This window comes from Methylotenera sp. (assembly GCF_036401095.1).
Taxonomy (GTDB): Bacteria; Pseudomonadota; Gammaproteobacteria; order Burkholderiales; family Methylophilaceae; genus Methylotenera.
In genome coordinates this window covers 88,539-99,389 of sequence record NZ_DASWWA010000015.1, presented here as the reverse complement: position 1 = coordinate 99,389, position 10,851 = coordinate 88,539, and the positions used below count along the sequence as shown (strand labels likewise).

11 protein-coding genes are annotated in these 10,851 nt (G+C 46.1%); 7 read left to right on the top strand and 4 right to left on the bottom strand.

The window, feature by feature from the left end:
* The first annotated feature begins 52 nt into the window (after window positions 1-52).
* The 7 genes from ftsA to VGD82_RS09025 all read left to right on the top strand — a co-directional run bounded on the left by ftsA (window position 53) and on the right by VGD82_RS09025 (window position 8,251).
* Window positions 53-1,291, top strand: a complete 1,239-nt coding sequence (gene ftsA / locus VGD82_RS09055) for a cell division protein FtsA (protein WP_135278625.1) — start codon at window positions 53-55, stop codon at window positions 1,289-1,291.
* Between the two features lie 88 nt (window positions 1,292-1,379).
* A complete protein-coding gene (gene ftsZ, locus VGD82_RS09050) occupies window positions 1,380-2,558 on the top strand; it encodes a cell division protein FtsZ (protein ID WP_015832935.1) in 1,179 nt (392 codons plus the stop codon).
* Window positions 2,559-2,735: 177 nt separating this feature from the next.
* Window positions 2,736-3,665 carry a UDP-3-O-acyl-N-acetylglucosamine deacetylase gene (gene lpxC / locus VGD82_RS09045; protein WP_331020087.1) on the top strand — a complete coding sequence of 310 codons (930 nt, stop codon included), beginning with the start codon at window positions 2,736-2,738 and terminating at the stop codon, window positions 3,663-3,665.
* 76 nt (window positions 3,666-3,741) lie between these two features.
* Window positions 3,742-3,924, top strand: coding sequence for a hypothetical protein (locus VGD82_RS09040; RefSeq protein WP_331020086.1), 183 nt, complete (start codon window positions 3,742-3,744; stop codon window positions 3,922-3,924).
* Entirely contained in the window at window positions 3,917-5,935 is a 2,019-nt protein-coding gene (locus VGD82_RS09035; RefSeq protein WP_331020085.1) for a lytic transglycosylase domain-containing protein, read from the top strand. Before VGD82_RS09040 ends, VGD82_RS09035 begins: the two co-directional genes overlap by 8 nt.
* Before the next feature lie 144 nt (window positions 5,936-6,079).
* A complete protein-coding gene (locus VGD82_RS09030; RefSeq protein WP_331020084.1) occupies window positions 6,080-7,027 on the top strand; it encodes a complex I NDUFA9 subunit family protein in 948 nt (315 codons plus the stop codon).
* Window positions 7,028-7,042: 15 nt separating this feature from the next.
* Window positions 7,043-8,251, top strand: coding sequence for a multifunctional CCA addition/repair protein (locus VGD82_RS09025; RefSeq protein WP_331020083.1), 1,209 nt, complete (start codon window positions 7,043-7,045; stop codon window positions 8,249-8,251).
* A gap of 85 nt (window positions 8,252-8,336) precedes the next feature.
* Here VGD82_RS09025 and VGD82_RS09020 read toward each other — a convergent pair whose 3' ends face one another.
* From VGD82_RS09020 to argB, 4 genes are all read right to left on the bottom strand, one after another.
* Window positions 8,337-8,558 (bottom strand): DUF2788 domain-containing protein, encoded by a 222-nt coding sequence (locus VGD82_RS09020; RefSeq protein WP_304860071.1) that lies wholly within the window; start codon window positions 8,556-8,558, stop codon window positions 8,337-8,339.
* A 36-nt stretch (window positions 8,559-8,594) separates the two neighbouring features.
* Window positions 8,595-9,152 (bottom strand): nucleoid occlusion factor SlmA, encoded by a 558-nt coding sequence (slmA, locus tag VGD82_RS09015; protein WP_135278620.1) that lies wholly within the window; start codon window positions 9,150-9,152, stop codon window positions 8,595-8,597.
* A gap of 29 nt (window positions 9,153-9,181) precedes the next feature.
* On the bottom strand, window positions 9,182-9,811 hold the full coding sequence (locus tag VGD82_RS09010; RefSeq protein ID WP_331020082.1) for a pyrimidine 5'-nucleotidase: 630 nt from the start codon (window positions 9,809-9,811) through the stop codon (window positions 9,182-9,184).
* A gap of 111 nt (window positions 9,812-9,922) precedes the next feature.
* Entirely contained in the window at window positions 9,923-10,807 is an 885-nt protein-coding gene (argB, locus tag VGD82_RS09005; RefSeq protein ID WP_331020081.1) for an acetylglutamate kinase, read from the bottom strand.
* Between the last annotated feature and the right edge of the window lie 44 nt (window positions 10,808-10,851).

Here is a 10,851-nt window from a genome sequence, read left to right as displayed (position 1 = left end):
GCAGTGAAAAAACGTACGGGAACCGTGACCTAATTCACGGAAGGGATGAAGAATGAGCAGAATTAAAGAAGATAAGAATTTGATTGTAGGCTTGGATATCGGCACATCTAAAATTGTGGCGATTGTTGCCGAGTTGCAGCCAGAGGGCACGCTGAAGGTGATTGGTTTAGGGCAGCACGTGTCTCGTGGCCTGAAAAAAGGCGTGGTGGTGAATATCGAATCTACCATGCAGTCAATTCAGCGCGCGCTGGAAGAGGCTGAGCTGATGGCTGATTGCAAAATCAATAATGTCTATACCGGTATTGCTGGCAGCCATATCAAGAGCCTTAACTCACACGGCATGGTGAAGATTAAAGATGCTGAAGTCTCACAAATGGATGTAGACCGTGTGATTGAAACCGCACGCGCCATTGCCCTACCGGCAGACCAGCAGATTCTGCATATCCTTACCCAGGAATTCATTATCGACGGTCAGGAAGATGTACGCGAGCCATTAGGCATGAGCGGTATGAAGCTGGAAGTAAAAGTGCATATCGTGACCGGCGCGGTAGCTGCTGCACAAAATATTGTGAAGTGCATCAAACGCTGCGGTATTGAAGTTAGTGATTTGATTTTACAGCCTTTGGCTTCAAGCCTTGCTGTACTGACCGAAGATGAAAAAGAGCTGGGCGTGTGCTTGGTGGATATCGGCGGCGGCACGACTGATATTGCAGTATTCAAACAAGGTGCGATTCGCCATACCGCAGTGGTACCTATCGCTGGCGACCAAATGACTAACGATGTGGCGGTTGCTTTCCGTACACCTACGCAGTCAGCTGAAGACATCAAGATCAAGCATGGTTGCGCATTACGCCAACTGGCTGATCCACGTGAAGTGGTAGAAGTGCCGGGTGTAGATGGCAGAGACCCGCGCCAGTTATCGGTACAGACCCTAGCTGAGGTTTTAGAGCCGCGCGTAGTAGAGCTTTATGAGCTGGTGCTAAATGAGTTACGCCGTAGTGGCATGGAAGACATGATTGCATCAGGCATCGTTATCACTGGTGGTTCAGCCATGATGCGCGGCATGGTGGAGTTGGGCGAAGAAATATTCCATATGCCAGTACGTTTAGGCATGCCGCGCTATGTAGGCGGTCTATCAGAAGTGGTAAGTAATCCACGCTATGCAACAGGTGTAGGCCTAGTGTTAATGGGCAAGCAGCAGTTGGAGCGTCATTTAACCGGCCAGATGGAATCAAGCTCATTCGGACGGATTTTGGAAAGAATGAAAAGCTGGTTCCAAGGTAATTTTTAACAGGTAAGTTGTAGTAAGTGTTTAGCAGTGAAAAGTAGTAAGGCAGAAGTAACAGTTAAAGTAAACGCTAAAAAGAGGAGGCAATAAAATGTTTGAGATTATGGAAAAAAATTCCCAGGAAGCCGTGATTAAGGTTATTGGTGTTGGTGGTTGCGGCGGCAATGCAGTGGCACACATGATTGAAAAAAATGTGGGCGGTGTTGAATTTATTTGCGCTAATACTGATATGCAAGCTTTGAAAAAGAGCCAAGCAAAAACTGTATTGCAAATTGGTGAAGCAATGACCCGTGGTTTAGGTGCAGGCGCTAAACCAGAAGTAGGCCGTGAAGCTGCGTTAGAAGACCGTGATGCGATTGCAGAGCTGATTGATGGCGCTGATATGTTGTTTATCACTGCTGGTATGGGTGGCGGTACTGGTACCGGTGCGGCACCAGTGATTGCACAAATCGCTAAAGAAATGGGCATCTTAACGGTTGCAGTAGTGACTAAGCCTTTTTCATTCGAAGGTAAGCGCACTAAAGTTGCATCTGATGGTCTAGATGAGTTATCAAAGTATGTGGATTCACTAATTGTGATTCCTAACGAAAAATTGATGGAAGTATTGGGCGAAGACGTACCGTTCTTAGAAGCATTCAGAGCCGCTAACGATGTATTGCACAATGCAGTATCAGGCATTGCTGAAATCATCAATTGCGCAGGTATGGTGAACGTGGACTTTGCCGACGTCCGCACTGTAATGAGTGAAATGGGTATGGCAATGATGGGCTCTGCATTAGCAACTGGTCCAGACCGTGCACGTATTGCAGCAGAACAAGCAGTTGCAAGCCCATTGCTGGAAGATGTCAACTTGGCGAACGCGCGTGGCGTTTTAGTGAATATTACAACATCAACTGCTTTCAAAATGAAAGAGTACTACGATGTGATGAATACCATTAAAGAATTCACCGCAGAAGATGCAACGGTAATTGTAGGTAACGTGTTTGATGACAGCATGGGTGATGGTTTGCGTGTAACAATGGTGGCAACAGGCTTGACTGGTGCACAACGCCGTCAACAAAAACCAGAGCTACGCGTAATGCCACAACAAGTAGTACGTGATGGTACGACCAACCAACCGATTTTTGTTGGTAATGCCAATATCGCTACCGATGACGAAGCACCGGCCGTATTTGGTTCAAACAGCCGTCGCGCACAAGTGGAAGCGATGAAAATGTCAGGGGTAGAAGAGTACGATATTCCAGCATTTTTACGTAAACAAGCTGACTAAGTAACATTGTACTAAGGGTCTGTGTGAATAGGGCAGTGTAGCCAGCGAAAGGCTGTCCCCGCGAATTATGTTATTATTTAGTTGATTCGTAAGGAAATAGTCTTGTTCGAATTGTTGGTGAGTGCGCTGTATTGGAGCTAGTTGCACTGGAACTTAGAGAATGGAAATTAATTAAGCATGTTAAAGCAACGTACACTTAAAAAAGCGATAAGCGCCACAGGCGTCGGGTTGCACAATGGCGAAAAGGTTACTCTTACCCTCCGCCCAGCTGCACCAGACACTGGTATTGTTTTCAAACGGGTTGATCTGCCTCAGCCCAATGAAATCGTGGCTACTCCAGGCGTTGTACATGACACAAGAATGTGCTCTGCGCTGGAGGCTAATGGCGCACGCGTTGCTACTGTTGAGCATGTGATGTCTGCACTTGCAGGTTTGGGTGTGGACAATGTGTATGTAGAGGTTGATGCTTCTGAAATTCCGATTATGGATGGAAGCTCAGGTCCTTTCGTATTTTTATTGCAGGAGGCGGGCATTGTTGAGCAAGCCGCTGCTAAAAAATTTATACGCATTACTAAAACAATAGAAGTAAAAGAGGGTGATAAATGGGTGCGGTTTGAGCCATATCATGGTTTCAAAATTGATTTCACCATTGATTTTAACCACCCGGTATTTGAACACTCAGGTAATAACGTCAAAATAGATTTCGCCGCAGATTCTTATATTAAAGAAATCAGCCGCGCACGTACTTTTGGCTTTATGCATGAAGTTGAGTATTTGCGCTCCAATGGCTTGGCGCGTGGCGGTAGCTTGGATAATGCAATTGTGCTGGATGAGTACCGTGTATTGAACGCGGATGGCCTGCGTTATGACGATGAGTTTGTTAAACATAAAGTGCTCGATGCGATTGGTGACTTGTATATGTTAGGTCATCCAATCTTGGGGGCTTTTTATGCTTACAAATCCGGACATTCGTTGAATAATCAGTTGTTGCGTGCACTTATGCAGGACACAACGGCATGGGAATACACTACTTTTGAGAAGCAAGAAGATGCACCAGCTACATTCTTGACACAGCAAGCCCAGTTGCTGGCAAAGCCTGTGTATTAAGTTGGAAAAAATAATTGGTGGTATAGCTACCAAGTTTGGTTGTATCAAGTTTAGTGATTGTTAAGTGGAGGCGTATATGTTGATGATTCGCCTGATATTCGTGTTGCTAGTGATTACCGCAATGGTATTGCTAGGCCTGTACTTGTTATCAAGCGATAAAAAGTATCTACATTATTTCAAACAAACTGTTAAATATACGTTCTTTTTGGCCATAGTCGCGGCCGTACTTTTTGTGTTGCGTCGTATTCTCTATGTTTAGCCTATTCGAAAAACTATCTTTACGCGTAATGCCTAAGCAGCTAAGTCAACTATGCTTAGGCGCGTTGCTAGTGTCTGGCCAAGCCGCTGCTATGTCCGATCAGGCCTTGTTTGAGCATGCGCGTGAGGCTTATGCTAAAAAGAATGAATTAGTATTGGCTGAAGATGTGAGCCAGCTCAGCAGCCAGCAATACATACTGGCGCCCTATGCCGCTTACTGGTTAATGTTGCTGAGGATAGACCAAGCTGATAACGCAGAGGTGCAGGCCTTTATTACCCAATATGCCGATATGGCATTTGTAGACCGCTTACGGGGTGAGTGGCTTAAAAAACTGGGTAAAAAACAAGACTGGACAGTGTTTTTTGAGCACTACCCAAATTTTAAACGTAGCGATATAGCTGTGGAGTGCTATGCACTGTATGGCAAACACCAGTTTGATAATCAGGAAGTATCTGTACAGGTTAAGAAAATATGGATGAGCTCTGCAGACTTGCCAAGTAGCTGCACTCCATTGTTTGATGCGATGCAGGAGGCTGGCACGCTGAGTGCTAACGATATCTGGGCACGGCTGCGCATAGCCTTGCAGGATGGCAAGCTGAGCGTAGCCAAGAGCATCATTGCGCGTTTACCTAACTTTGATAAAAGCAATCTGGAATTACTCGCGGTGGCAGAGCAAACACCAAAACTTTTGCTCACCAGCAAAACCGTAAATATCAAAATTAATAATAAAAAAGCCACATTAAAAACGCCGGCTTTTAAAACACGTGATGATATAGAGGTCAATCTATACGCACTGGATCGATTAGCGCGTACCAATATAGTAGATGCGATTACTGTTAATCAGTCATTGCAAGATAAATGGTCTGCGAATGATGCAGCCTTTGCATGGGGACGCATTGCTTATCATGCAGCACGTACGCATCACCCTCAGGCGCTTGAGTTTTATGCCAAAGCCAATGAAACGCCATTAGATAAAGAGCAGCTGGCATGGATGGCACGCGCCGCCATGCGTACCCAAAACTGGGATGTGCTGTTAGATGCCATAGGCAAAATGAACCCTGAGCAACAGCAAGAGGGTGCGTGGCGCTATTGGAAAGGTCGCGCGTTAAAAGAGAAGTCTATGGTGGTGGATGCCAACAAAATATTAGGTCCACTGTCTACTGAGCGTCATTATTATGGCTGGCTTGCGCTGGAGGAGTTAGGCAGTGTGATGAATAGCCCGCAACAGCAATATACGCCAGTGGAACAAGAGGTACTGGCGATTGCCAGCCAACCGGGAATCAAGCGTGCATTAGAGCTGCAAAAGCAAGATATGCGCTGGGAAGCTAAAGCAGAGTGGGTGTGGGTCACACGCGATTATGATGACAAGCAGTTGCTGGCCGCCGCTGAATATGCCCAGCGGCAGAAATGGTACGATGTTGCGATTAGCACCGCGGATAATACCAAACAACTGCATGATTTTAACTTGCGCTATCCTGTCCCCTATCGCGATCTATTCCGCGCTGCAGCCGTTAACGAGAACGTAGATGAGGCCTGGATTTATGGCTTAACCCGTCAGGAAAGCCGTTTTATGCACTATGCTAAGTCAGGCGTAGGCGCATCTGGCTTAATGCAGTTGATGCCGGCTACTGCTAAATGGGCAGCACAGCGCATGGGCTTAAGTGACTACAGCCAAGAGATGATTCATGACATCAAGTTTAATGTTGGTATCGGTACTTACTACATGCGCTATACCCTGGAGGCTATGAACGGACAGGCTGTGATGGCAACCGCTGCGTATAATGCAGGCCCTAGCCGTGCGCGGCGCTGGGCGGCAGATGAGCCAATGGAGGCCGCTATTTATATCGAGACCATCCCTTACGGTGAAACCAGAAGTTATGTGCAAAAAGTGATGGCAAACGCGCAGATTTATGCGCCTAAGCTCGGTTACCCGGTGCAAACTTTAAAAGCCAGAATGGGGACGATTCCAGGGCGCGCAAAACCAGACGTGATATTGGCAGATGTTGAATAATATTGATTGATGAGTAAGGCTGTCTCATCATTAGTTAAACATTGCCTTTGCGACGATTGCCAGATGCCAAGTTTGCCAAATAATGAGTATAGTAGACGGTTGGTGATATTTTTTAGAGTGAATACGTAAGTTAGAAGGATAGTCATGCAGTTAAACAAAATATGTGTGTTAGGCGGATCAGGATTTGTCGGTAGCGCTATTGTTGCTAAGTTGGATGCAGCTGGGTACGAGGTAACCGTATTGACGCGCAGAAGAGAGACTGCCAAACATTTATTTTTGTTGCCGAATGTGACTGTGGTTGAGTGTGATGTGCTGGATTATCATGCTCTGAATGTACTGCTCAGGGGAACTGATGCCGTGATTAACTTGATTGGTATTTTGCATCAGAGCCATCGTTTAGGCTTTAATGCGATTCATCACCAGTTGCCAGCCCAGCTCGCCAAGATTTGTGTTGATTTGGGCATCAAGCGCCTGATTCAAATGAGCAGTTTGCGCGCAGATGAACATGCGCCAAGCCAATATCTGCGGTCAAAAGCTGCCGGTGAGGCGGCATTAAAAGCACTGCAGGACAAAATTAATATCACCATCTTTAAGCCATCTATCATTTTTGGGCGCGGTGATAAATTTACCAATCTTTTTGCCACGTTGATTAAGCTGTTGCCAGTGGTGTTATTGGCAAAGTCGAATGCTAAGTTTCAACCGATCTGGGTAGAAGATGTATCGAGCTGTTTTGTGAATAGCTTGGAAAACAATGGTACCTACGGCCAGACCTATGAGTTGGCTGGGCCCAAAGTGTATACCTTCCGTGAATTGTTGCTGCAAATCATGCAAGCCTTGTCGATTCAACGTCCGATTATTGGCTTAAATAATACACTTTCATATGTGCAGGCGTTAACCATGGAGTTTCTGCCAGTAAAGTTAATGTCACGTGACAATATTAAGTCCCTGCAGGTTGATAGCGTTAGCCAGCAGCCCTTACCTGCAATTTTAGCGGTGGAGCCTAGTGCATTGGAGGCTGTGTTACCTGAGTACTTGGTAGATCGTAACGCACGTGGTGCTTATGATCGTTTCCGTAGTGTAGCGGCACGCTAACTCGTAGGCTGCGTTATGCAAACTTATATCGTGGGTGGCGCAGTACGTGATGAACTGCTGGGCTATGCGATTAAAGATAAAGACTATGTCGTCGTCGGTAGTACGCCGGAGCAAATGGTAGCTGCCGGCTTTAGGCCGGTTGGTAAAGATTTTCCCGTGTTTTTGCACCCGGCTACACAGGCAGAATATGCGCTGGCACGTACCGAGCGCAAAACTGCAAAAGGTTACAAGGGGTTTGCTGTACATGCATCACCCGAAGTCACGTTGGAGCAAGATTTAGCCAGACGTGATTTAACCATCAATGCCATTGCCAAAAGTGAGTCAGGTGAATTGATTGACCCGTTTAATGGTATTGCCGATATCCAATCCAAGACACTGCGTCATGTTAGCGAGGCCTTTGCTGAAGACCCTGTGCGCATTCTGCGAATTGCGCGCTTTTCTGCACGCTTTACCGATTTTCATGTGGCGCCAGAAACACTAAGCCTGATGCAGCATATGGTCGAAGCGGGTGAGGTAGATGCCTTGGTTGCCGAGCGTGTATGGCAGGAACTGGCTAAGGGTTTAATGGAGTCTCAGCCGTCACGTATGTTTACCGTATTGCGTGCATGTGGCGCTTTAAACAGACTCATGCCTGAGCTAGATAGGTTATGGGGGGTGCCGCAGCCACCGCAATATCATCCGGAGGTGGATACCGGGGTGCATGTGATGATGGTAGTGGATTATGCCGCGCGCAATGGTTTTACACTGCCAGTGCGTTTTGCTGCATTGATGCACGACCTTGGCAAAGGCACTACGCCTAAAGAGATTTTACCCAGACATATCGGTCACGAAGAGCGTGGGGTGCATTTGGTGACAGACCTATGCAAACGATTGCGTGTGCCGAATGATTGTAAAGAGCTTGCGTCAATCGTGACTAAGTTCCACGGTAAGCTGTACCAATCGTTAGAGATGCGCCCCAGTACCTTGTTGGAGTTTTTAACCCATTTAGATGCAATCAGGCAGCCCACAAGGTTTAAAGAGTTTTTATTGGCGTGTGAGGCTGATTCACGTGGTAGAACAGGCTTTGAGCAGTGCCCCACGGCGGCTGCAGATTTAATGCTTAAGGTATTAGATGCTGCACTGAGTGTGGATGCAGGTGTTGTTGCTAGCGCTCACACCGAGGTTGAAAAAATCAAAGCTGCGATTTTTGAGGCTAGAGTTAACGCAATTAAAGCTGTGCTTTAGTGCTTGCTAACACAGCGGTCGCTATCATGCTTTATTAGTGACGAAAACAGCCACACACTTTGTGGCTTGCTGAAGAGGGCTCGATTTAAATACCCAGTGAGTTCTGGATGAAGTACTTAGCCACGTAACCAACCAGCCCAAAGGTCAGCCCCAGAAATAATACAAATGCGCCAAACTTACCGGCTTTTGATTCCCATGCCAGGTGCCCCACAATAAATAGCATCAGCAGCATTAAGCCGCCAACGCCAAATGTCATACCAAATTCGGTGATTTGTGCTTCAGTGAAGCCAAAAATTGTACCTTCCAACGTGATCTCCTAAGTAGGGTTGGCTCGTGGTTTTAATTACAGTAAGTTAGGCAGTTGCTGCTCAATAAACTCTGTAGGTTTGCGTTTGAAACCGCTTTTTGCGTATTGGTTCCAGCGGCCGATAATATAGCAAATAATCAAGTTTGCCTGCGCTTCTGCATCTTGCTTTTGTCCGGTTTGTGTTTCCGCAATACGCAAACATTGTTTCAATGTGACCTCAATACGGTCATATAGCTGGTTAATGCGCAATTGTAATTTGTCGTCTTCATTAACTAGCGCATCGCCGATCAGTACGCGCGTCATGCCTGAGTTTTTTTCTGCAAACACCATGAGCATGGTGACGATGCGTTGCACCTGTCTTAAGCCTTCTGGTTCTTCTGTGCTAATTTTGTTAATCAGGCCAAAAATGGTTTCTTCAATAAACAGAATCAAACCTTCAAACATTTGTGCTTTATTTGCAAAGTGACGGTAAAGCGCAGCTTCACTCACTTCTAATTTTGCTGCTAATGATGCGGTGGTGATTTTCTCTCTTTTTGGAGATTCCAGCATTTTTGCTAAAGTTTCTAGAATTTGCTGTTTACGTTCGCCGGCCATTTTATTTCCTTAACAAATAATTGATTTAATTATAGCTTAATGTGAGTAAGTGCTAACACTGAGGTTAGGCGATAATCCACAAAATTTGGTTTATTTAATTGTTTTGATATCCAGATGGTTCTCATGCCTAGGCGCTTGGCGGTCATCAGTGCGGGTAGGTTATCTTCCAGCATGATACAGTCACTCGCTTTGGCATTAATGGTTTTGAGTAAACGCTGAAAGCCTCGGGGCGACGGTTTAGCATGAAACTGTGTAGATTCCACGCTGAAAATTAGCTCAAACACATCCGCTATATCTAGTAATTCCAATACGCGCATAGCGTAACTGCGAGGTGCGTTGGTGAATACTAACTTACGCCCTGGCAGCGATGTAAGCATGTGTTTCAAGCGTTTAGTTTGAATTACCATCTCAGGTAAGCTGGTTAAACGGTGTGTTTCATGCAGAAAGTGATGCGGGTCTGTACCATGGTGGCGCATCAGCCCTTTGAGGGTGGCTCCATAAATACGCCAGTAGTGTTGGCGTAGTGCATGGGCTTCAGGCTCGCTCATGGAAAGTTCATCCATGATGTACTGCGTCATGCTGCGGTTCATGACCGGGAAAATATGCGCACTGGCATTATGCAGTGTGTCGTCCAGGTCAAAAATCCAGATTCTGCTCATGCTTGATGTAGAGGTTTTATATGGGGCACAGATACGTTTAACTGCAGTTTCATCCGATTGAGCGGCTCCGCAGTAAGCTATCTGTGCCTTGTGGGCTATTTGGCTTTAATACTATTTAGCTTTAATTAAAGTGCCAACACCCTCGTCTGTTAGTACTTCTAACAGCAAGGCATGCTCAACACGGCCATCAATAATATGCACAGCTTTTACGCCGCTGCGTGCAGCATCTAAGGCTGAGCTGATTTTTGGCAGCATGCCGCCAGATAGCGTGCCATCTGCCACCATGTCGTCAATTTGTCTTGGAGTTAAGCCGGTGAGTAGTTCGCCGCTTTTATCTAGCACGCCTGGTGTGTTGGTAAGCAGAATCAACTTTTCGGCATTGAGAATTTCAGCCAGTTTGCCGGCAACTACGTCGGCATTGATGTTGTAAGTTTCGCCATCTACACCTACGCCAATCGGGGCAACCACAGGGATAAAATCACCCGTATCTAAAAAGTTGATGATGCTAGGGTCAATCGCAGAAATTTCACCAACTTGCCCAATATCAATCATCTTGGTAGCATCGTCTTTATCTGCCATCAATAGCTTGTGTGCGTGGATAAAGTTACCGTCTTGACCGGTCAGGCCAACCGCCTTGCCGCCGTGACGGTTGATTAAGTTAACAATCTCTTTGTTCACTTGGCCGCCGAGCACCATTTCTACAACATCCATGGTTTCTTCATCGGTTACGCGCATGCCTTGAATAAACTCGCCTTTTTTGCCTAGTTTGTCCAGCATTTCGTTAATTTGCGGGCCGCCGCCATGTACCACAACAGGGTTCATGCCCACCAGTTTCAACAGTACTACGTCTTTGGCAAAGCACTCTTTTAAGTGCTCATCTGTCATGGCGTTGCCGCCGTATTTAATGACGATGGTTTTATCAAAAAAACGTTTAATGTAAGGTAACGCTTCAGCCAGCGTCTTTGCTTTTTTTGCAGCAGTTGATTGGTTTAGCATGAGTTTTCCGTAAGCTTAATTTTTGGTCAATTTGGTTTCCGTCA